Origin of the sequence: Streptomyces sp. NPDC058008 (genome assembly GCF_042886395.1) — a bacterium.
Lineage (GTDB): Bacteria > Actinomycetota > Actinomycetes > Streptomycetales > Streptomycetaceae > Streptomyces.
The window spans coordinates 1-21,641 of the sequence record NZ_JBHVQX010000031.1 but is presented as its reverse complement, the minus strand read 5'-3'; the positions used below and the strand labels follow the sequence as shown (position 1 = coordinate 21,641).

Here is a 21,641-nt window from a genome sequence, read left to right as displayed (position 1 = left end):
TGACCGCGTGGCGAGAGTACGGCTGAGCGTGGCGGAGCGTCGCGAGGAACTTCTGCGCGCTGCCGTCGAACAGATCGAGGTCCGGGGCGTGTCGGCGGTACGGATCGCCGATGTGGCCGCCGTCCTCGGAGTGAGCAACGCCCTGGTGCTCTACCACTTCTCGTCGAAGGAGAAGCTGGTCGCCGCCGCGTTCGCCTACGCCGCGGAGTCCGACCTCGCCCATCTGCGCAGGCTGCTGACCCGCCGCACCAGCGCGGTCCGGCGGCTCCGGGCCGCCGTGCGCTGGTACGCGCCGACGGGTCAGGCCAAGGGGTGGCGGCTGTGGATCGAGGGCTGGTCCTCCTCCTTGCGTGATCCGGTGCTGCGCGACGTGGCCGGAGATCTCGACCAGCAGTGGAAGGCCGAGCTGGCCGAGGTCATCGAGGAGGGAGCCGCAGCGGGTGAGTTCCGCTGCGAGGACCCGATGTCCGTGGCCTGGCGGCTGACCGCCCTCCTGGACGGGCTGGCCGTCCAGATGACGTCCTACGCGGGCCCGCTCTCCAGGGCCACCATGCTGCGGTGGACGGAAGAGGCGCTCGCGCGCGAACTCGGCATCGACCACGAGGTTCTGACCGCCTGAGCCCAACTGCCGCAGACCATCGCCAGGCCCGGTGTCTCCCACAGCGCGGCACCGTCCCCCAAGTCCGGCGCCGTCCCAGAACCCGGTGAGGTCCCACCCCCGGGGGTCACAGCCCTGCCCGGTCCCCCACAGCCCAGGGCCCCAAGGATCAGGGGTACGAAGGATCGGCGGCCCCTGGACCGGGACCCCACGGACCGGAGTCCCACGGATCGGGATTCGTACGGGCCGGAATTCGTACGGGCCGGAATTCGTACGGGCCGGGATACGTACGGGCCCTGGATCTCCGGCGACCGGAGGTCTGTCATGGCGCGCGGACACCCCGCAGCCTCCGGCCCCTGGCCCCTGGCCCCTGGCCCTCACAGCCGTACACGGTCCGGATCTCTCGGCCGCTGGACCACCGCCACCGGCCCGAACGCCCTCGCCGCGGCCTCCCCGCATCCCTGGCCGCGCTCCCGCCCAGGCACACCCGGCGCCCTTCGCCATACGCCGACCCGAACCGCCGCGCATCGCTCCCCCGTGCATGGCCCCCTCCGCGCGCACCACGGCCGCAGCCCCGCCCGAGCACGCACGGCCACCTCCCCCGCCCACTGGCCCGGCCCCCGCCGGGGCCGCAGCCCCCGTCACCCCTCACCCCTGCCCCCAGCTTGGCAACGCAGCAACCCCGGCCCCCCGTCCGGCAGGCTTCTGCGGACGGCCGCACGGCCCGTCAGGTCTGGCGCACCGGCGCGTACTCCTCCCCTTCGAGCCCGAAGGTCCAGGCGACACCCTCCTTCGCCTTGCGGGTCCTGGGCGGCACCCGCAGCCAGTAGGTGCGGTGCGTCCCGTCGGGCTCGGGCGTCGAGTTGACGACCTCGACCATCACGACGTCCTCGTCCCCCTCCATCGCGATACGCCAGAGGATTCCGGTACGGTCCCTGTGCACGGGCTTGGCTCCCGACTCCGCGAGGTAGCGGTCGTAGCCGTAGTACTCGAGCATGACGCGGCGCAGTTCGGCGTTCCCCTCCGCGCGTATCCGGTCCGGGGTCAGGCTCGTCAGGCCGTCCAGGAACTCGGCCGGAACCGGCATGCCCCGCCAGGCGTACAGGGCGAATCCGTCCGGGTAGGCGAGGGCCGGGCCGTCACCCCGGTCGAGCCGTCCGGCCTCGTCGCGGTGGAGCGCCTCGGGCCTCTCGCTGATCACCACCGCGTGCTCGTAGGGCCACCACCAGCCGGCGTTCCTGGCCACCTCGGCCAGCCCGGTCAGCCGGTCCCCACGTCCGTCGAAGGCCGCGAGCCAGGCCGCGTCGTGCTGGCCGAGGACGGCGTCGAGCAGCACGAGGCGGACGGACGCCTCGTCCTCGGGCCGCGGGGCGAGCTCGGCGACGACTCCCGTCCGTATCCGCTCGGCGAGCGCGGCCGTCGTCTCCCACAGCTGGGCCCCGGTGGCCGACCACAGGGCGGACCATCCGGCCGGGCCCAGCTCGTCGTACATCCGGCGGCGTTCCTCCGCCCAGGGGCGGGTGCGGACCTCCTCACGCACCGAACGTCCCGCACCCGCCAGCTTCTCCACCACCTCGACGGCCGCCCTGGGCGAGTCCGCCCAGATGAAGCGCTCCGGCTCCGCGAGCCCCGCGCCACGGTAGGCGCGCCGCACCCCGTCCTCGGCCGCGGCCCGGTCGGCCCTGCCCGTCGCCGCCGCCACGGACCGCCACGCGTTCACGTACTGCATCGGTATTCCCCGTCCCCTGTTCCTGTTCTCGACCACACTTCACCGGGCCGCCTCCCACCGGATCACCACCGACTCCGGAGGAACCGGCCCGCACACCGCACCACCAAGGACCGCGCAGCACCGCAGGATCAGTCCGCGACGATCCGGACCGCGCCCGGGGCGTACTCGCGCTGACGCACCACCCGGAACCAGCCCTTCGGGAGGGCTATCGCGGCGTGCTCCTCGTGCACCACGCGTCCGCCCTCGGGGAGATGGAGCAGCATCGGACCGAACGGCCCGGCCTCCCGCATCAGCCGGCCCGGCCCCTGAACGGCGTGCGCGTGACCGGTGACCTCACCCAGCGCCAGGACCAGCCTCCCCCGCCCGTCGCGCAGTTCACCCGGCGCCTCGAGGAAGTGCGCGGGCACCTCCGACTCGTCCAGAGCCACCATCAGTACATCGCCCTGCCGGTACACAGACGTCTCCCCTCCGTCCCGGCACCCGCTGTGCCGGCCACAGGGAAAACGCTACGAGGGGGGTCTGACATCGGTACCCGCAGCGGGTTCCGGCGGTCGTGGCTCAGGTCCCGCTGACGCCCTGCCGGGCCGTCCGGCCGCAGGGGCAGCCGGGGCCCGTTCACCGTGGCTCCGATGCGTGGCGTCATGCACGACGGGGCGATGTTCGTCCGCACGGAGAGCCTGCCGCAGGTCCCGCGGCCGCACATGAGGGTTCGGGTGCACACCCCCATCGGGTCCGCCGTGGTGCCCTGGATCGGTGTCCCGCACGAACCCGACGGCCGGCACCTCGTCGAACGGACCGTCGACGCGGACCTCCGCCGGGGCCGGAACACCCGGCCGGCCGCCGGCACCGTGCCGGAACTCCGGCAGGAGGGCGACCGGGTGGTCATGCGCGGCCTCCTCCACCTGGCCGACTACGGGGCGGCCCGCCTCCGGATGGGCCACCGGCCGGTGCTGTTCGACCTGGCGTCCCCCATCCCCGTCGGCGTGGATGAGTCCTGGGTGGAGATCGACGTCGGAACGGAGAACGTCACCCTCCCCCCGTACCGAACCTGACCGCCCTCGGGCTCTCCGCTTCCCCGACCGGCGGCGGGAGCATCGCCGACGGCCCCCGGGACGGGTCGCGGCGGCCTGCACCGGCGGGGGGAACTGGGGTGCACCGGCGGGGAGAAGTGGGGTGCACCGGCAGGAGGACGTGAGGTGCGCGAGCCGCCGGTTGCCGTCTCCCGGTCCCGGAACGGCCCGTGGTCGCGGGGCCGATCGCGCCGTTGTCAGTGGCGCTTGATAAACCTGGCAGACATCAGTCGCCTCCAGCACCAGGAGCTCAGCGCCATGTCCGACGCGGACCGTCTGCACGAGTTGTCCGGCCTCCCGGCCGTCGATTTCCGGCGTGGGACCGAGGGGGCGGCGCGTCCCCCGGCCGATGCCGTGGCCTGGCGCGTCAGCGTCGACCCGTACGGCCCCGACGAGGGTTCGGCCAGCTGGGAGGAGGAGTTCGACGCCTTCCTCGAAGCCGTCGATCCGTCAGGTGTCCGGGCCCTGATCATCGGTCAGTGGGGTGAGTCGTACGAGGAGACGTCGGCCTATCCCATCGGGCTCGTTGTCGCCGCGGCCCGCCGGCTGACCTCGCTCACGGCGGTGTTCGTCGGGGACCTGGTGATGGAGGAGGCCGAGATCTCGTGGATCGAGCAGTCCGACGTCACCGCCCTGCTCACCGCCTTCCCGGACCTGACCCACCTCGGGGTGCGCGGCGGTACCGACCTGGAGTTCCCGCCCGTCGAGCACGGCTCCCTGCGGGAGCTCGTCATCGAGAGCGGGGGTCTGCCCGCGCAGGCCGTGCGCGGGGTGCTGGACAGCGGGTTCCCGGCGCTGGAGCGTCTGGAGCTCTGGCTCGGTGTGTCCGCGTACGGGGGCGACGCGTCCCTCCCCGATCTGGCGCCGCTGCTCGCGGGTACCCGCTTCCCCCGGCTGCGCCACCTGGGCCTGCGCAACAGCGAGCTGCAGAACGAGATCGCCGCCGCGATCGGCTCGGCGCCCGTCGTCGCGCAGCTCCGCTCCCTCGACCTGTCGAACGGCACGCTGGGCGACGAGGGCGCGGCCGCGTTGCTGGAGGGCCAGCCGCTCACCCACCTCGCCTCGCTCGACCTGCACCACCACTTCCTGACGGAGCCGATGGAGGGCCGCGTCACCGCGGCTCTGGAGCCGCACGGTGTGTCGGTCGACCTCGCCGACCGGTGCGAGCCGTGGGACAACCGCGGCCCCGAGGGCCGCTACACCGCGGTCTCGGAGTGAGGGCCCGATGACCGGAACCAGCCATCCCGACGTCTTCCACGGCCTGCCGGTCCACACCCCGCCGCCGCCCGGCGCGACCGGGGCCGGGTCACCGCCCACCGCCGGATCCGTGGCGTGGCGGCTGGACTGCCCGCCTCACGAGGCGCCGTTCGAGGAGGTCTGGCGGCGCTTCCTCGACGAGGTCGACACCGAGCGGGTCCGCGCACTGCTGATCGGCCCCTGGTGGTACGACGACTACATCTCCCTCCAGCCGGTCGTCGCGGCGCTCGTCTCGGACGCGCACCGCTTCCCGGCCCTGCGCGCCCTGTTCCTCGCCGATGTGGATGACGAGGAGTGCCAGGTGTCCTGGCTTCAGCTCTGCGACATCACCCCGGTGCTGGAAGCGCTGCCCCTGCTGGAGGAACTGGGCGTACGCGGCTGCGGTGACGCCGTGCCCGGGGAGGAGAATCTCCGGCTGCGGCCGGTGCGGCATCCGTCGCTGAAGGTGCTCCGCTTCGAGTCGGGCGGGCTTCCGGGGCACGTCGTGCGCGCGGTCGGCGCGTCCGAACTGCCCGCGCTCGAACACCTGGAGTTCTGGTTCGGCTCCGAGGGGTACGGCGGGGACGCCACGGTCGCGGACCTGGCGCCCGTGCTCTCCGGCCCCTCGTTCCCGCGTCTGCGCCACCTGGGGCTGCAGAACAGCGAGTTGCAGGACGAGTTGGCGGCCGCGGTCGCCTCGGCACCGGTGGTCGCCCGGCTGGAATCCCTGTCCCTGGCGATGGGCACCCTCGGCGACGCGGGGGCGGGGGCGCTGCTCGACGGCCAGCCCCTGACCCACCTGTCGGTGCTGGATCTGCACCATCACTACCTCTCGGATCCCGTCGTCTCCCGCATCGAGGAGCTGTGTGCCCGGGCGGGCGTCCAGGTCCTGCTCGACGCGGCGGACCGCTGGGACGCCGAGGACGAGGCCCGCTACGTGGCCGTCAGCGAATGAGTACGCGGGCCGCTGTGCGGCTGCCGGCGACCAGCGGCGGGCCGCGCCTCGCGGTCGTCGGCATCCCCGCCGACCGCAGGGTCGGCCTCTTCCAGGACGCAGTGCGCGCCGCCGGGCTGCCGGCGGCGCGCACCGTGTCCTGGCCGGAGGTGCTGCGTGGCGAGGCGGTCTTCCTTCCGGGGGAGACCGTGCGCGTCGACTCACCGGGCGAGGACGCCGAGGTGGACCGGCTGCTGCGCGGGGGCGACGATCCGACCAGGGTCGAGGGCTCGGCCCGCTGGTACGCGCGCTTCACCGCGGCCGTCCACGAGGTGGCGCGGGCGGCGGCGTCGGCCGGGGCGGTGCTGCTGGACGGCCCCCGGGACATCGGGGTGATGTTCGACAAACGGCTCTGCCACGGCGTTCTGGACACCGCCGGGGTCCCGGTGCCGGACTCCCCCACCTCGGGGTCCGGCGCGGCCCCCGTGCGGGGGTGGACGGACGTGCGCCGGCTGATGGCCGAGCACCGCATGCCGAGGGTGTTCGTGAAACCCGCGCACGGCTCCTCCGCCTCCGGGGTGATGGCCGTGGAGACGGCGGGCCGGGGCCGGATCAGGGCGGCGACCTCCGTGGAGCGGGACGGGGAGGGCCGGCTGTTCAACTCCCTCCGGGTGCGCCACCTCACCACGGAGGGCGAGGTGGCGGCGCTCGTCGACGCCCTGGCGCCGGACGGTCTGCACATCGAGCGCTGGCTGCCCAAGGCCTCCCAGCGGGGGCGGGCCGCCGACCTGCGGGTCGTGGTGGTGGCGGGACGGGCGACGCACGCCGTCGTGCGGACCAGCAGGTCCCCCATGACCAATCTGCACCTGGGCGGCGCGCGCGGTGATCTGGACGGGGCCCGGGCCTCCGTCGAGGCGGCGGGCGGCAGTTGGAAGGCCGCCCTGGCCGTGTGCGAGCAGGCCGCGGCCTGCTTCCCCGACACGCTGTGCGTGGGCGTGGACCTGCTGCCCGCCACCGGCTGGCGGCGCTTCGCCGTCGGCGAGGTGAACGCCTTCGGGGACCTCCTGCCCGGACTGACGGGCCTGCCGGGCAGCGGCGCGGAGGGCCTGGACACCTACGGTGCGCAGATAGCCGCCGTTCTGGCGTCCTCCCCGCCCTCCGCCCGCCCGGAGGACGACCGCCGCAGGACCGGCCCGACGAGTGACGACCGAACGAGGAACGACCGTGTCATCGATACCCCCTGATCCCGCGAACCCCGACCCGCTGGCCACGGAGCCCGACATGAACGAGGTCGTGGGCAGCCACGACATCCTTCTCGTCACCCTGGACACGCTGCGCTACGACGTCGCCGAGGAACTGGCCGCGGCCGGGCGCATCCCGAACCTCGCCCGGCATCTGCCCGGCGGCACCTGGGAGAAGAGGCATGCTCCGGGCAGCTTCACGTACGCCTCCCACCAGGCGATCTTCGCGGGCTTCCTGCCGACGCCCGCCGCGCCCGGCCCTCACCCGAGGCTGTTCGCGGCACGGTTCGCGGGCAGTGAGTCCACCGCGCCCGGCACCTTCGTCCACGAGTCCCCCGACATCCTGTCCGGCCTCGCCGCCGTGGGCTACCGCACGGTGTGCGTCGGCGGCGTGGGCTTCTTCGACCGGCGTCCCCCGCTCGGCTCGGTGCTGCCCGGCATGTTCCAGGAGAGCCACTGGGAGCCGGAGTTCTCGGTCGCCTCCCCCACGTCCTTCGAGGCCCAGGTGGCCCGCGCCGAGCAGGTCGTCTCGGAACTCCCCGCGGACGAGAGGCTCCTCCTCTTCGTCAACGTGTCGGCGCTGCACCAGCCCAACTGGTTCCACCTGCCCGGCGCCACCCCCGGAGCGGGGGACTCCAGGGCCACCCACGCCGCGGCCCTGGAGTACGTGGACCGGCACATCGGGCGTCTCTTCGCGGCCGCGAGCAGCAGGCGCAGGTGTTTCGCCATCGTCTGCTCCGACCACGGCACCGCCTACGGCGACGACGGCTACACCGGCCACCGGATCGGTCACGAGGCCGTATGGACCGTTCCCTATGCCCACTTCTTCCTCGAACAGGGGGCGAGCCGATGACCGGCACCACGCACCGCACCAGCCCGTACCGCAGCTACGTCTACGCCTACCCGCACAAGACCGCCTACCGCCCCCTGGAAAACCACCCCGCCGGCCGTCCGCAGCTGGGCGAACTCTGGGCGGCGGAGCGCAAGGACGCGCTCTCCCTCTACGTCCACATACCGTTCTGCGAGGTGCGCTGCGGGTTCTGCAACCTCTTTACCAGGATCGGCGCCCCCGACGAGCTGACGACGCGTTACCTCGACGCGCTCGACCGGCAGGCCACCGCCGTCCGGGACGCCCTGGGGGACGGGGAACCCGTGCGCTTCGCCGCCGCCGCGTTCGGCGGCGGCACCCCCACCTTCCTCACCGCCGGGGAGCTGGAGCGGCTCTGCGACATCGCGGAGAAGCGGATGGGCGCCGCCCTGCGGGCGGTCCCCCTGTCGGTGGAGACCTCGCCGTCGACGGCCACCGCGGACCGGCTGGGTGTGCTGGCCGACCGGGGCACCACGCGGATCAGCATCGGGGTGCAGAGCTTCGTGGACGCCGAGGCCAGGGCCGCGGTCCGCCCGCAGCACCGCTCCGAGGTGGAGGCTGCCCTCGGCCGCATCCGCGACGCCCGCATCCCGGTCCTCAACATCGACCTGATCTACGGCATCGAGGGGCAGACCGAGGCGAGTTGGCGCACCTCGCTGGACGCCGCCCTGGCGTGGAGCCCGGAGGAGCTGTACCTCTACCCGCTGTACGTGCGCCCGCTGACCGGTCTCGGACGGCTGGGCGCCGGCGCACAGGAGCCGGAGGGCCCGGACACCGCCTGGGACGAACAGCGGCTGCGGCTGTACCGGGCGGGCCGCGACCATCTGCTGGCCCGGGGCTACGAGCAGGTGTCGATGCGGATGTTCCGCCGCGCGGACGCCCCGCCGGCGGGACCCGACGACTACGCCTGCCAGACCGACGGCATGATCGGTCTCGGCTGCGGGGCACGCTCGTACACCTCGCGCCTGCACTACTCCTTCGACTACGCGGTGGAGATGCGCGAGATCCGGGGCATCATCGACGGCTTCACCGGCACCGAGGACTTCTCCCGCGCGGAGGTCGGCAGGTACGTCGACGACGAGGAGGCCCGCCGGCGCCACCTGCTGCAGTCGCTGCTCCAGGCCGAGGGCATGCGGCCCTCCGAGTACCACGCGCGCTTCGGCACCGACGCGTACGACGACTTCCGCACCGAACTGGAGCTCTTCGCCGGACGCGGCTGGCTGGACGGTTCGGCGGGCCCCGGCCTGCTGCGCCTCTCGCCCGAGGGCCTGGCACACTCCGACGCCCTGGGCCCGGAGCTGTTCTCCCCGGCGGTGCGGGCCGCCATGGCCGCGTACGAGGCGAAGTGAGCGGGCCCGTGGGCACGGACCTGACGATCCTCTACCGGGGCCCCCTGGCCTCGTGCGACTACGACTGCCCGTACTGCCCGTTCGCCAAGCGCCGGGACACCGGGGAGCAGTTGAGGACGGACCGTGCGGCCCTGGAGCGGTTCACCGCGTGGGCGGCCGCGCAGACCGGCGACCGGCTGTCGGTGCTGTTCACCCCGTGGGGCGAGGGCCTGGTGCGGTCCTGGTACCGGAGGGCGGTCGTCGGGATGTCACGGCTGCCGCACGTCGCGCGGGTGGCCGTCCAGACCAATCTGAGCGGCCGTACGGCCTGGCTGGCCGAGGCCGATCGCGACAAGGTCGCCCTGTGGTGCACCTACCACCCGGGCCAGACACCGTACGAGCGCTTCCTCGGCCGGTGCCGGGAGCTGACGGACCTCGGGGTGCGTCACAGCGTCGGGATCGTCGGTCTCGACGAGCACCTGGAGGAGGCCCGCCGCCTGCGCTCGGCGCTGCCGCCCGAGGTGTATCTCTGGGTCAACGCCGCCGAGGGGCACACCTACACGGACGAACAGGCGGACCGGTGGACGGCCCTGGACCCGCTGTTCCCCTACAGCAGGCATCCGCACCGCTCCGCGGGCCTGCCCTGCCGGACCGGCGAGTCGGTGGTCTCGGTGGACGGTGACGGGACGGTGCGCCGCTGTCACTTCGTCCGCGCGGAGCTGGGGAACCTCTACGACGGCAGCTACCGGAGCGCGCTAGGCCCCCGCGGCTGTCCGCTCGACGTGTGCGACTGCCACATCGGCTATGTGCACCTGGAGACACTGCCGTTGTACGACGTCTTCGCGGGCGGCGTGCTGGAGCGGATACCCGCCCGTCCGTGGCGGAGGCCCGAGCCGGACGGGCTCGTCGTACCGGCCGGGGGCCGTCGCCCGCTCCCCTTCGTCAGCCGCTGACGGGGCGACGGCCCGCGAGGGGAGCGGCCCGCGCGGCGGCGGCAGGCCTGAAGGGCAGGTCCGCCGCCGTGGGGGTCAGAGCGGGAGCAGATCGGGGCGCTTGGCCTCGACGTGGTCACCGGAGGACTCCCCCCGCAGCCGGCGTCCGATCCAGGGGACGAGGTACTCGCGCGCCCAGTGGATGTCGTCGCGCCGCACCTCGAGCGTCCCGCGCTGCGCCTGCGGGGGCCACGCCTGGTCGGGGTCGGCCGGCACGTCGAGGCCCAGGACCTGGGCGGCGCGCAGCGCGACCCGGGTGTGGCCCTCGGCGGAGAGGTGCAGCCGGTCGTTGTCCCAGGCCCGCCGGTCCTGCACGGACCGCAGGGACCACAGGTCGAGCACCGGGCAGTCGTACCGGTCGGCGATGGACCGGACGTGCGCGGTGTACATGGCGATCTTGCCCCGCAGGTGCTTGAGCACGGGGATGCCACGGGTGTCGAAGCCGGTGGTGACCATGACGGTGCCGACCGCCTGCGTCAGCTCGGCGACGGCGCGCTCGAAGCGTTCCGCCACGTCGTCCGGGTCCGAGCCCGGGCGGAGGATGTCGTTGCCGCCCGCGCAGAAGCTCACCAGGTCAGGTGCCAGCTCCTTGGCGCGGGGGACCTGTTCCTCGACTATCTGGTCGAGGAGTCGTCCGCGTACGGCGAGATTGGCGTACCGGAAATTCCCGTGCGGGTCGTCCGCGGGGCCGACCATCGCATCGGGGGCCGGGAGCTGGTCCGCGAGGAGGACCGCCAGGCGGTCCGCCCAGCCGACGGGTGTCCCGCCGGGGCCGGGGTCGCCGACGCCCTCCGTGAAGCTGTCGCCAATCGCTGCGTACGACCCGATGGTGCCTCGTTGTCTGTTTCTCGAATCGTCTGCCACAAGCGCTTATCCTGCACCTTCGAATGTGACCTACGCGACCGTAATAAGGGGTTGACGGGTGGTGAGAAAGACCACCCGGTCAGTTTTTGGTAAAGCCGGAATAAGGCGAGGGGCGGTGCGCCGCAGCGCACCGCCCCTCGCCTCCACCCTCGGGTGGTGTGTCTCAGATGGAGACGCCGTGCGAACGCAGGTAGGCGATCGGGTCGACGTCCGAGCCGTAGCTCGGGCCGGTCCGGACCTCGAAGTGGAGGTGCGGGCCGGTGGAGTTGCCGGTCGAGCCGGAGAGGCCGATCTGCTGGCCGCCGCTGACGGTCTGGCCGGCGGAGACGCCGAGCGAGGACAGGTGCGCGTACTGGGAGTACATGCCGTCGCTGTGCTGGATGACGACCTCGTTGCCGTACGAACCGCTCCAGCCGGCGGAGACCACGGTGCCCGCGCCGATGGACCGGACGCTGGTGCCGGAGGCGGCCTGGAAGTCGGAGCCGGTGTGGTAGCCGCTGGACCAGCTGGCGCCGGAGGCGCGGTACTGGGTGGTGACGTTGGCGTTCTCGACCGGGGTGGTCCAGCCGGAGCTGTTGCTCTCCGAGGCGGCGGAGTCGGCGGTCTTCGCAGCCGTCTCCTGGGCCGGGGCGGCGGTCTTCTCGGCCGGGGCGGCCGTCTCGGCGGCCGACGGGGCGGCCTTGGAGGGCGCCGCCTCGGCGGGGGCGGAGGCCTTGGCGCCGAGCGTCAGCTTCATGCCCGGGAGGATCAGGCTCGGGTTCTCGCCGACGACGTCACGGTTGTCCTGGTACAGCTTCTGCCAGCCGCCCTTGATCTTCTGGGCGGTCGCGATCTTCGCCAGGTAGTCGCCGGAGACGACCGTGTAGGTCTTCGGGGAGCTCTTGGCCACCGAGGCGGGAGCGCTGTGGGCGGCGACGGCCTTGGCCGGCGCGGCCTGCTCGGCGGCGTGGGCGCCGGTGGCGCCGATCAGCGGAAGGGCGAGAACGGCGCCACCGGTCCCCGCGGCGAGGACGCCTCGGGAGATCGCGCCGGTCTTCGTACGTCGGTGCTTGCCTTGTGCGGGCATGGGGGTGTCCTCTCCGGCGCCTGCGAGGTGAGCTGTCGGGTTCGGACTGGAGATGCCCGGCCGCGCGGTGCGCGACTTGACCCCAAGCCGTACCGGATCCCTCCGGCCGGCGACTTACCTGGTTCCCCCGCTCCTGCCACACGTGGGTCGGTGCGGATTCCGGGCGGCGGCAGGATTAGGCGTTCCGACCGGATTGACCGTGACCGTAAGCGAGCCGGGACGCCGCGAACAAGCCACGGATTGCCGACCGGAATCCACGCTTCAATTCCTGCGGAGAATTCCCGTCACACTCCGTGGATTACGGATCTTGGCATTCCGCACGGCGTCCGGAATACCCGTCGGCGGCTTCACCACACACCGTCACGGATATGATCCCGCTCACCCGCCTCCCCCCATCTCCCGCACAAGCGGGGCATGTTCTATTAAATAAGGCAATACGGACACAGGCCGGTCGCCGCCACGTCCGCCGACCGGCCCCGGCCCCACCGGCGGACCCTGAGGACGGTTGCCCGATGCAGCCATGTCGTATCGTCGCGGGCGTGCCCCGTCGGCGAGCGGCGCCGACGCCCGACACCCCAGGAGCCCTCGTGACGCAGCTGCCAGAGTTCCCGCCGGCCGGCCCCGAGCCGAAGGACGACGTCGCCCTGACCGGGGTCCGCAACTTCCGCGACGTCGGCGGACTTCCGACGGAGGACGGCCGTACCGTGCGGTACGGGCGCCTCTACCGCAGCGGCCACCTCGCCCATGCCACCGAGGCCGACGCCGCCTTCCTCGCGGGGCTCGGCCTGCACACGGTCTTCGACTTCCGCAACGCCGCCGACCACAAGCTGGACGGGCTCGACGTGGAGCTGCCCGGCGTCCGCAATGTGAGCATTCCCCTCTCCGATCCGGCCGACGGGGCGGAGTTCTGGCGGCTGGTGCGCGACGGGAACATCGAGCAGCTGCGCTCGATCCTGGCCGACGGCAAGGGGACGGAGCGGATGATCGCCTCGTACCGCTCGATCATCAAGGACCGCACCGCCGAACACAGCCGCGTGCTGCACGCGCTGGCCGAGGACAGCGTGCCGGCGCTCATGCACTGCGCGGCGGGCAAGGACCGGGCGGGCCTGTCGGTCGCGGTCTCACTGCTCGCGGTCGGCGTGGAGAGGGAGGCCATCGAGGCCGACTACCTCAAGTCGAACGACGCGCACCGGCGCTACAGGGTGCGGCGTACCGACACCTCGCCGGCCGGCATGTCCGACGAGGTGATGGAACTGCTCAATCCGCTCTTCGGGGCGCGCGCCGAGTACCTCGCGGCGGCATTCGCGACCATCGAGGAGGTCTGGGGCGGCACCGACCGCTACCTCCGCGACGGGCTGAAGGTCGGCGACGGGACCCGCGCGAAGCTGCGCGAGCGCCTCGTCGAAGGCGTGTGACGCGGCGCGCTCAGCCCTTCCCCGCCGCGGCGCGCTCAGCCCTTCCCCGCCACGGTGAAGAGCAGGAAGAGGAAGGCCGCGATGACGTGTCCGGCCACCAGGTAGGCGATGAGCCGGATCACGACGCCGCGGGGCATCCGCCGCTCCTGGGTGTCCGCGCTCTTCGGCCTGCGCGGGGTGAGCGGGTCGTAGTGCTCCGAATCGGACATGGCAGTCCTCTCTTCCGGCCGCTGGGGCCGGGCTGACCGTCCGGCCGTCGGGGCCGGGGGGCGCGGTGTGTGGTGTACGGCGTGCGGGATCAGAGCCGGTGGATCCCGCCGCCGAGGCAGAGCTCGGCGGCCGGGCTCTGCAGCAGCGTGTGGACGAAGAGCAGGCGCGCCCCGCCCAGGTCGAGCGCCGCGATCCGGTGCGGGGTGAGCGAGTCGAAGTGCGCGCTGTCCCCCGGGGCGAGGTCGTGCACGGTCTCCCCGAGCACCACCCGGAGCCGCCCGTCCAGGACGTACAGCCACTCCTCCCCCGGGTGGACGCGTACGAGGTCGCCCTCGGTGCCGTACGGGACGCGGACGCGCAGTGCCTGCATGGCACGGCCCGGTGCGCCGGCCTGGCGGTAGACCCAGCCTCCGGCTCCGGTGCCACCCGCGCCCTCGGCGCCGCCGCGGACGATCGCGTCACGTTCCGGGGGCATCTCGCCCAGGAGCTCCGAGACGGTCGTACCGTAGACACGGGCGAGGCCGAGCAGCATCGGCAGCGAGGGCTGCCTCCGGCCCGTCTCCAGCCGGGAGAGGTGAGCCGGGGAGAGTCCGGCCCGCCCGGCTGCGGCCTCCAGGGTGAGACCGCGGTTGCGGCGCAGGTCACGCAGGCGTGGCGCGATCCCCGGAAGCTCGTCGGCCACCCCTTCCTCAGGAGTGTTCATACCTCCATTGAGCCAGGATCTTTCCTCCCGGGCAAATAACTTGCCTCTGAGGCAAAACCCGTGGGGGTGCGACCCGGCCGTGCTCAGCGGTTGGCGACGGCCTGCTTCACCAGGGTCCTGCCGAAGTCCCACATGAGGCCGCTCCCGTTGTGCGCGTCGTCCATGACCGCGGTGAAGGCCGTCACGAAGCGGTCGACCTCCGGCTCCCCGATGACCAGGGGCGGAATCAGCTTGATCACCTCCAGGTGGTCGCCGGAGACCTGGGTGAGGATCCGGTGCTTCCGCAGCAGCGGCACGACCACCATCTGCGCGAAGAGACCCTTGCGGGCCGCCTGGAGCATCGTCCACCGGCTGCGGAGCTTCAGGGAGGACGGCCGGCCGAATTCGATGCCGATCATCAGTCCGCGGCCGCGCACCTCGTGCAGCAGCTCGTAGCGCCCCACGAGCGCCGACAGCCGTTCCCGCAGCAGATCGCCCGTGCGGCGGGCGTTCGCGACGGTCTCCTCCTGCTCCATCACCGCGAGGACCGCGAGCCCCGCCGCCATGGCCTGGGCGTTGGAGCCGAAGCTCGCCGAGTGGACGAGGACCCGGTCCATGGAGGAGTAGACGCGCTTGAAGATCCAGTCCTTGCCGAGCGTCGCACCGACGGGCACGTACCCGCCGGAGAGCGCCTTGGCGACGCAGAGCAGATCGGGCTCGACACCCTCCTCGTGCTGGTACGCGTAGAAGTCACCGGTCCTGCCGAGTCCGGTCTGCACCTCGTCCGCGATGAGCAGGGCCTTGTGCCGGTGCAGCAGGTCCTGCGCCTCGCGGAGGAAGCCGGGGGGTGAGGCGTGGACGCCCTTGCCCTGGATCGGCTCGACGACGAGCCCGGCCACGTCACCGCGCTTCAGCTCCCGCCTCAGCGCGTCTAGGTCGCCGAGGGCGATGGCGGTGTCCGGCAGCAGGGGCGCGAAGCCGTCCCGGAAGCCGCTCTCGCCGTTGACGGAGAGCGAGCCGGTCGTCAGCCCGTGGAAGGCGTGGTCGCAGTAGAGGATCCGTGGCCTGCCGGTGGCGTACCGGGCGAACTTCAGGGCGGTCTCGACCGCCTCCGTGCCGCTGTTGCCGAAGAACACCCGGTCCAGGTGCGGGCTGTGCGCCAGCAGCTGCTCCGCCAGCAGTCCGGGCAGCGGCTGGCAGTCGAAGCGGGTCAGGTCCGCCGTCGAGGCGTCCAGCACGTCGTGGAGCGCCCGGCGTACGACGGGGTGGTGCCTGCCGAGGCCCATCACCCCGAATCCGGCGAGCATGTCGAGGTAGTCGTTGCCCTCCGCGTCCCAGAAGTACGCGCCCTCGGCCCGCTCGTAGACCTTGTCGAAGCCGAGGGTGTGGAGCATGCGCGGGAGCTGGTGGTTGAGGTGGCGGGCGTGCAGCTCGTAGCGTTCGGCGCCCCGCTCCTCGATGAGCCGCGCCAGGTCGAATCCCTGTCGTCCGTCCTTCATGCCCCGTCCTCCTCCGGCACGTTCCGCTCCCCGGCCGTCCTGCGGCGCTCCAGCGCCGCGCCGATGCTTCCGGCGATCTCCACCGGTGTGAGTCCGATCTCCGCGAGCACCTCACCGCGCCCGGCGTGCGCGAGGAACCGCTCGGGGATGCCGAACGTCCGCAGCGGTACGTCGACACCGGCGTCCCGCAGAGCCTGTCCGACGGCCCAGCCGACCCCGCCCGCCCGGCTGTTGTCCTCGACGACGGCGACCAGCTCGTGCCGCGCCGCGAGCACGGGCAGCTGCTCGTCGACCGGTTTGACCCAGCGCGGGTCGACGACGGTGCAGCGGATGCCGGAGCCGGCGAGCAGGTCCGCGGCCCGCAGGCAGACCGGGGCGAGCACCCCGACGGCCACCAGCAGGACGTCGGGGTCGGGGTCCTGGTGCAGGACGTCCATCCCGCCGGCCCTTCCGACGGCGACGACCGGCTCCCCCACCGGCTCCTTGGGGAACCGGACGACGGTCGGCGCGTCGTCCACGTCCATCGCCTCGCGCAGTTCCTCACGCAGCCGGTCGGCGTCGCGCGGGGCGGCGATCCGGAGCCCCGGGACGACCTGGAGCACGGACATGTCCCACATGCCGTTGTGCGACGGGCCGTCGGCCCCGGTGACACCGGCCCGGTCCAGCACGAAGGTGACCCCGCAGCGGTGCAGGGCGACGTCCATGAGCAGCTGGTCGAACGCCCGGTTGAGGAAGGTCGCGTAGACGGCGACGACCGGGTGCAGGCCTCCGGTGGCCAGGCCCGCGGCGGAGACCGCCGCGTGCTGCTCGGCGATGCCGACGTCCCAGACCCGGTCGGGGAACTCCTGCGCGAAACGGGTCAGTCCGACCGGGTGCAGCATCGCCGCCGTGATCGCGACGACGTCCGGACGCTCGGCGGCGATCTGCGCGATCTCGTCGCCGAACACGGAGGTCCACGACGGTGCGGCGGGCACGACGAGCGGTTCGCAGGTCAGCGGGTCCATCCTGCCGACGGTGTGGAAGCGGTCTGCGTCGTCGGCCAGGGCGGGCGGATAGCCGCGGCCCTTCTCGGTGATGCAGTGCACGAGGACGGGGCCGTGGAAGCGCTTGGCCCGCTGGAGCGCGGACTCCACCGCGGCGGTGTCGTGCCCGTCCACCGGTCCGACGTACTTGAGACCCAGGTCCTCGAACATGCCCTGCGGGGCGAAGGTGTCCTTGAAGCCCTTCTTCGCACCGTGCAGCGACCCGTACAGCGGCTGGCCGATGACCGGCGTCTGCTGGAGCACCCCCTTCCCCCAGGAGAGGAAGCGTTCGTAGCCGTCGGTGGTGCGCAGGAGGGCGAGGTGGTCGGCGAGGCCTCCGATGGTGGGGGCGTACGAGCGCTCGTTGTCGTTGACCACGATGATCAGCGGCCGGTCCCCGGCGGCGGCGATGTTGTTGAGCGCCTCCCAGGCCATGCCGCCGGTGAGGGCTCCGTCGCCGATGACCGCCACGACATGGCGCTCGCGTCCCAGGACCTCGTCGGCCTTGGCGAGGCCGTCGGCCCAGCCGAGCACCGTGGAGGCGTGCGAGTTCTCGATGACGTCGTGCTCGGACTCCTCGCGGGACGGGTAGCCGGAGAGACCGCCCTTGCCGCGGAGCTTGGAAAAGTCCTGACGGCCTGTCAGCAGCTTGTGCACATAGCTCTGGTGGCCGGTGTCCCACAGGATGCGGTCCACCGGCGAGTCGAAGACCCGGTGCAGGGCGATGGTGAGTTCGACGACTCCGAGGTTGGGGCCGAGGTGACCGCCCGTCCTCGCCACCGCCCCGATCAGGAACGCCCTGATCTCCCGGGCGAGTTCACCGAGCTCCGGTCGGCTCAGCGCCTTGAGGTCCTGCGGCCCCTTGACGGTTTCCAGCAACGTCACGCTCGGGCCCCTCTCTCTCGTGCTGCTCTCGGTCCACGGCAAGGGCCGGGGCCCCGGTGGGGGGCCGGCCTCGTCCGCACCCGCCGCGGTCTTCATGGCCCCCTCGCCCCGCCGCGCACGGCGCGGGCTTGCCCGCCCGCACCGCACGCGGCGACGCCGGCCGCCCCGGGTGACCCGGGGCGGCCGGCTCTCACGCCGTCAGGCCGTCACCGGCCCCCGCCGACGGTCTCCCGCGCCGCGCGCAGGGATTCCTTCAGCGACCCCATGGTGGCGAGCACGGCGGTGGGTTCGTAGCCGCAGTGCGCCATGCAGTTGGCGCAGCGCGGGTCCTTGCCCCGGCCGTACTTGTCCCAGTCGGTGTCCTCGATGAGCTCGCGGTAGGTGGGAACGTACCCGTCGCTCATCAGGTAGCAGGGGCGCTGCCAGCCGAAGAGCGAGTAGTTGGGGATCGCCCAGGCCGTGCAGGGGAAGTCGGCCTTGCCTTCCAGGAAGTCGAGGAAGAGCGGTGAGTGGTTGAGCCTCCACCGGCCGCGGTTGCCGCCCGCGAAGGACTTCTTGAAGAGCTCCCGGGTCTGCTCGACCCCCAGGAAGTGCTCCTGGTCGGGTGCCTTCTCGTAGGCGTAGGCGGGCGAGATCATCATCTCGTCCACCTTCAGCTCGTCGTTGAGGAAGTTGAGTACCTCGATGACGGTCTGCGGGGTGTCGGTGTTGAAGAAGGTGGAGTTGGTCGTGACCCGGAAACCGCGCCGCTTGGCCTCCTTCATCGCCTCCACGGCTTCGTCGAAGACGCCTTCCTTGGCGACCGACTCGTCGTGCCGCTCACGCAGTCCGTCGATGTGCACGGCGAAGGCGAAGTAGGGCGACGGGGTGAACTTGTCGAGCTTCTTGCGCATCAGCATGGCGTTGGTGCAGAGGAAGACGTACTTCTTCTTCGCCACCAGCTGACGCACGATCTCGTCGATCTGCGGGTGCATCAGCGGCTCGCCGCCGGCGATGGAGACCATCGGGGCACCGGATTCCAGCACCGCCCCGACCGCCTGGGCGACCGGCATGCGCTGCTTGAGCACTCCGGCCGGGTGCTGGATCTTCCCGCAGCCCTCGCACGCCAGATTGCAGGCGAACAAGGGTTCGAGCTCCACGATCAGCGGGAACTTCTCCCGCTTGCGGAGCTTCTGTTCGAAGAGATACGTCGCAACCTTGATGGACTGACGGAGCGGCATGGCCATCTGGGCTCACCTCCTGGGGAGCAGCAAAGATCGGTGCCATTCGTGGAAAGCCGGAAGGACAGCACGAAGAACGCGGAATGCCGATATTCCACCGCGCACCGTGCCGATGCGGACGAGCTCATGCTCCGGAGCGTCCACGACCACCCGTACGGCCGCAACGGGGCGTGGCCCCGTCCGTACGGCCGTGCGGAGCATCGCGGCGGACTCCATGTCCACCGCGACGGCGCCCGTCGCCCGGAGCCCGGCCCGCTCCGGGCCCCGGACGACATGTCCGGAGCCCGCCAGCGGACCGGTGTGGACCGTTCGTCCGGGCAGGGCCCGGACCAGTGCGTCGACCAGCAGGCCGGTGCCGGCGCAGGCCGTGGTACCGCCGGTGTCACGGGTCTCCTCGGCCACCACGAGGTCGCCCGGGTGCATGCCGGGTTCCAGCCCGGCGCAGAAGCCGGAGGCGATGACCGCGGTGCCTCCGGCCCCGGGCTGCCCCAGCGCGCGCCTGACGGCGTTCTCGGCGGCCCGGGGACCCATCCCGGACCTGATGATGCTGACGGGCCCGGGGCCCGGGACTCCGCTCCGCCTGCCGGTGCGCAGGGCGAAGCGCTCGATCCCGAGGGCGCAGGCGATCAGCAGTGGCGTGGCGGGACCGGCCGGCTCCGGTGCACCACCCATCGGCTCAGACCCCCTTACCGGTGCCGGCGCCGATACCGGCGGCGGTGGCGAAGGGCTCGCCGTACACGTAGCGGCCGAGGGCGGTGAGGGGGAACACCTGCCGGTAGAGGTGGTAGTTGATGGAGAAGTCCCAGGGGAAACCGGTCCCGGTGAAGTGGGGCTCGTCCCAGGAACCGTCGGCCTGCTGGGTCTCGGCCAGCCAGCCGACGCCCCGCTCCACCGACCTGGTCTCCCGTTCCCCCGCGGCCAGCAGCGCGAGGAGCGCCCAGGCCGTCTGGGAGGCGGTCGAGCTGCCGTGCCCGATCCACTTCTCCTCGCGGTAGGAGCGCAGGTCCTCGCCCCAGCCCCCGTCGTCGTTCTGCACGGACTTCAGCCAGTCGACGGCCCGCCGCACCGAGGGGTGTGCGACGGGCAGCCCGGCCGCGACGAGCGCGGGCACCACGGAGCCCGTGCCGTAGATGTAGTTGACGCCCCACCGGCCGAACCAGGCGCCGCTCGCCTCCTGTTCGGCGAGGAGCCACTCGATGCCCCGTCGGGTACGCGGGTCCTCCGCCTTCCCCTCGACGGCCAGCATCTCCACCACGTGCCCGGTGACGTCGGCGGACGGCGGGTCGATGACCTCGCCGAAGTCGCAGAAGGGCAGCCGGTTGGGGAACGGGCTGGTGTTGTCCGCGTCGAAGGCCCCCCAGGCGCCGTTGCGGGACTGCATCCCGAGGTTCCAGCGCACTCCGCGTCCGATGGCCGCCTCGATCTTGGCCGGGTCGGGGTGCCGGACACGGCGGAGGGCCAGGACGACCTCGGCGGTGTCGTCGATGTCGGGGTAGTTGTCGTTGTGGAACTCGAACGCCCAGCCGCCCGGGGCCAGTTCGGGTCTGCGTACGGACCAGTCGCCGGGGCGGACGATCTCCTCGCCCAGCATCCAGTCGGCGGCTCTCACGAGCGCCGGATGGTCGGGGGCGACCCCCGCGTCGGCGAGGGCGATGGTGGCGAGGCAGGTGTCCCACACCGGGGACTGGCAGGCCTCGATCATGCGGGCGCCGTCCTCGCGCCATACGGTGAACCGGTCCAGCGAGGCGAGTCCCGCCCGCATGACCGGGTGGTCGAGGTCGTAGCCGAGCAGGTGCAGGGCGATGACGGAGTACACCGCGGGCGGCTGGATGCCGCCCCAGCAGCCGTCGTTCTCCTGGCGTTCGATGATCCAGCGGGCGGCCGCGTTCATGGCGACGCGCCGCAGCCCGCGCGGGGCCACCTTGTGGTACAGGTGCAGCGCCTTGTCGAGCCGCTGGAAGACACCGTCCCAGCTGGTCACGGAGGCGGTGGGCCTGGAGGGGGCGGGGCACGCCGGATCGGTGTGCAGCTCGTCCAGGGGGAAGGGCGCCGGACGTACGGGCCGCTTGGCGGACACGATGGTGAGCGGCACGATCGTCTGGCGGGCCCAGCAGCCGAAGTCGTAGATGTTGAGCGGGACCCATTTCGGGAAGAACATCAGCTCGGGAGGGAGTTCGGGGAGGTCGTCCCACTTCCACCAGCCGAAGAGCGCGAGCCAGATCCGGGTGAACACCCGTGACTCCGCGATACCGCCCTGCTCCCGGACCCAGCCGGCCGCGCGGAGCATATGGGGATCGTCCGGCCGGTCCCCGGCCAGCCGTAGCGCGACGTACGCCTCGATGGTGGCGGAGAGGTCGGGCGGTCCCTCGTAGAAGGTGTTCCAGGTGCCGTCGCCGAGTTGCTCGCCGCGGATGAAGCGGGCGGCGGCCTTGACGGTGTCCAGGTCCTGGATCCCGAGGAACTGACGGAGCAGCAGGTCCTCGGCGTCCATGGTGACGTTGGTGGCGAGGTCGCCCTTCCACCAGCCCTGTTCGTCCTGCCTGCCGAGGAGGTGCTTCACGGAGCGTTCGGCGGCATGCCGTGCGACGGTCGTCAGGTCGTCGGCGGCGGTGGTTGATTCGGTCGGATCGCTGGCCGGGACTGCGCGGAGGTTCGCGGCCCCGGTGCTTCCGTCGGTCGTCGCTGTCATGGCTTCCCCTTCGTGCAGTTTGGTCCTCTGCTGTGCTGGGGTCTCCGTCGGCGGGCGCCCCCTGGGGGGCCCCCCCGCGACAGGGAGGGAAAT

General features: G+C 72.3%; 20 protein-coding genes and 1 riboswitch. Of the genes, 9 read left to right on the top strand and 11 right to left on the bottom strand.

Annotated features, from left to right (window positions below):
- Window positions 1-7: 7 nt before the first annotated feature.
- Window positions 8-619, top strand: coding sequence for a TetR/AcrR family transcriptional regulator (locus ACFVS9_RS26850; protein ID WP_383118195.1), 612 nt, complete (start codon window positions 8-10; stop codon window positions 617-619).
- A gap of 706 nt (window positions 620-1,325) precedes the next feature.
- On the opposite strand, the gene ACFVS9_RS26845 is transcribed toward ACFVS9_RS26850, so the two are convergent.
- Together ACFVS9_RS26845 and ACFVS9_RS26840 are read right to left on the bottom strand one after the other, a co-directional pair.
- Window positions 1,326-2,327, bottom strand: a complete 1,002-nt coding sequence (locus ACFVS9_RS26845; RefSeq protein WP_389936190.1) for a DUF6745 domain-containing protein — start codon at window positions 2,325-2,327, stop codon at window positions 1,326-1,328.
- A gap of 128 nt (window positions 2,328-2,455) precedes the next feature.
- On the bottom strand, window positions 2,456-2,782 hold the full coding sequence (locus ACFVS9_RS26840) for a hypothetical protein (RefSeq protein WP_383118193.1): 327 nt from the start codon (window positions 2,780-2,782) through the stop codon (window positions 2,456-2,458).
- 174 nt (window positions 2,783-2,956) lie between these two features.
- Here ACFVS9_RS26840 and ACFVS9_RS26835 point away from each other — a divergent pair, with 174 nt between their 5' ends.
- The 7 genes from ACFVS9_RS26835 to ACFVS9_RS26805 all read left to right on the top strand — a co-directional run bounded on the left by ACFVS9_RS26835 (window position 2,957) and on the right by ACFVS9_RS26805 (window position 9,957).
- The gene (locus tag ACFVS9_RS26835; protein WP_389936187.1) at window positions 2,957-3,379 is read left to right on the top strand and encodes a hypothetical protein; all 423 of its coding nucleotides are present in this window, start codon (window positions 2,957-2,959) and stop codon (window positions 3,377-3,379) included.
- 276 nt (window positions 3,380-3,655) lie between these two features.
- Window positions 3,656-4,615, top strand: a complete 960-nt coding sequence (locus ACFVS9_RS26830) for an STM4015 family protein (RefSeq protein ID WP_389936184.1) — start codon at window positions 3,656-3,658, stop codon at window positions 4,613-4,615.
- Window positions 4,616-4,622: 7 nt separating this feature from the next.
- Window positions 4,623-5,588 carry an STM4015 family protein gene (locus ACFVS9_RS26825; RefSeq protein WP_389936181.1) on the top strand — a complete coding sequence of 322 codons (966 nt, stop codon included), beginning with the start codon at window positions 4,623-4,625 and terminating at the stop codon, window positions 5,586-5,588.
- Window positions 5,585-6,811, top strand: coding sequence for an STM4014 family protein (locus tag ACFVS9_RS26820; RefSeq protein WP_389936178.1), 1,227 nt, complete (start codon window positions 5,585-5,587; stop codon window positions 6,809-6,811). Before ACFVS9_RS26825 ends, ACFVS9_RS26820 begins: the two co-directional genes overlap by 4 nt.
- Window positions 6,812-6,848: 37 nt before the next feature.
- Window positions 6,849-7,661 (top strand): STM4013/SEN3800 family hydrolase, encoded by an 813-nt coding sequence (locus tag ACFVS9_RS26815; RefSeq protein ID WP_389936288.1) that lies wholly within the window; start codon window positions 6,849-6,851, stop codon window positions 7,659-7,661.
- Window positions 7,658-9,025 carry an STM4012 family radical SAM protein gene (locus ACFVS9_RS26810; RefSeq protein ID WP_389936175.1) on the top strand — a complete coding sequence of 456 codons (1,368 nt, stop codon included), beginning with the start codon at window positions 7,658-7,660 and terminating at the stop codon, window positions 9,023-9,025. The genes ACFVS9_RS26815 and ACFVS9_RS26810 overlap by 4 nt, the downstream gene beginning before the upstream one ends.
- Window positions 9,026-9,033: 8 nt before the next feature.
- Window positions 9,034-9,957 (top strand): STM4011 family radical SAM protein, encoded by a 924-nt coding sequence (locus ACFVS9_RS26805; protein WP_383118188.1) that lies wholly within the window; start codon window positions 9,034-9,036, stop codon window positions 9,955-9,957.
- A 75-nt stretch (window positions 9,958-10,032) separates the two neighbouring features.
- Here ACFVS9_RS26805 and ACFVS9_RS26800 read toward each other — a convergent pair whose 3' ends face one another.
- Both ACFVS9_RS26800 and ACFVS9_RS26795 read right to left on the bottom strand, forming a co-directional pair.
- The gene (locus tag ACFVS9_RS26800; RefSeq protein ID WP_389936171.1) at window positions 10,033-10,860 is read right to left on the bottom strand and encodes an SGNH/GDSL hydrolase family protein; all 828 of its coding nucleotides are present in this window, start codon (window positions 10,858-10,860) and stop codon (window positions 10,033-10,035) included.
- A gap of 163 nt (window positions 10,861-11,023) precedes the next feature.
- Complete coding sequence (locus ACFVS9_RS26795; RefSeq protein ID WP_389936168.1) at window positions 11,024-11,926, bottom strand: peptidoglycan DD-metalloendopeptidase family protein; 903 nt, start codon at window positions 11,924-11,926, stop codon at window positions 11,024-11,026.
- Window positions 11,927-11,930: 4 nt separating this feature from the next.
- Window positions 11,931-12,089, bottom strand: a riboswitch (cyclic di-AMP (ydaO/yuaA leader).
- A gap of 424 nt (window positions 12,090-12,513) precedes the next feature.
- On the opposite strand from ACFVS9_RS26795, the gene ACFVS9_RS26790 reads away from it, so the two are divergent.
- The gene (locus tag ACFVS9_RS26790) at window positions 12,514-13,341 is read left to right on the top strand and encodes a tyrosine-protein phosphatase (RefSeq protein WP_383118920.1); all 828 of its coding nucleotides are present in this window, start codon (window positions 12,514-12,516) and stop codon (window positions 13,339-13,341) included.
- A gap of 35 nt (window positions 13,342-13,376) precedes the next feature.
- Here ACFVS9_RS26790 and ACFVS9_RS26785 read toward each other — a convergent pair whose 3' ends face one another.
- The 7 genes from ACFVS9_RS26785 to shc form a co-directional block, all read right to left on the bottom strand.
- Window positions 13,377-13,550, bottom strand: a complete 174-nt coding sequence (locus ACFVS9_RS26785; protein ID WP_383118919.1) for a DUF6126 family protein — start codon at window positions 13,548-13,550, stop codon at window positions 13,377-13,379.
- 89 nt (window positions 13,551-13,639) lie between these two features.
- Entirely contained in the window at window positions 13,640-14,254 is a 615-nt protein-coding gene (locus ACFVS9_RS26780; RefSeq protein ID WP_383118918.1) for a helix-turn-helix domain-containing protein, read from the bottom strand.
- An 83-nt stretch (window positions 14,255-14,337) separates the two neighbouring features.
- A complete protein-coding gene (locus ACFVS9_RS26775) occupies window positions 14,338-15,732 on the bottom strand; it encodes an aspartate aminotransferase family protein (RefSeq protein WP_389936163.1) in 1,395 nt (464 codons plus the stop codon).
- Entirely contained in the window at window positions 15,729-17,639 is a 1,911-nt protein-coding gene (dxs, locus tag ACFVS9_RS26770) for a 1-deoxy-D-xylulose-5-phosphate synthase (RefSeq protein WP_389936160.1), read from the bottom strand. Before dxs ends, ACFVS9_RS26775 begins: the two co-directional genes overlap by 4 nt.
- A 206-nt stretch (window positions 17,640-17,845) precedes the next feature.
- Window positions 17,846-18,865, bottom strand: a complete 1,020-nt coding sequence (gene hpnH / locus ACFVS9_RS26765; protein WP_383119009.1) for an adenosyl-hopene transferase HpnH — start codon at window positions 18,863-18,865, stop codon at window positions 17,846-17,848.
- A gap of 6 nt (window positions 18,866-18,871) precedes the next feature.
- Window positions 18,872-19,531 (bottom strand): 1-hydroxy-2-methyl-2-butenyl 4-diphosphate reductase, encoded by a 660-nt coding sequence (locus ACFVS9_RS26760; RefSeq protein WP_383119008.1) that lies wholly within the window; start codon window positions 19,529-19,531, stop codon window positions 18,872-18,874.
- A gap of 4 nt (window positions 19,532-19,535) precedes the next feature.
- On the bottom strand, window positions 19,536-21,548 hold the full coding sequence (shc, locus tag ACFVS9_RS26755) for a squalene--hopene cyclase (protein WP_389936155.1): 2,013 nt from the start codon (window positions 21,546-21,548) through the stop codon (window positions 19,536-19,538).
- Window positions 21,549-21,641 lie beyond the last annotated feature (93 nt).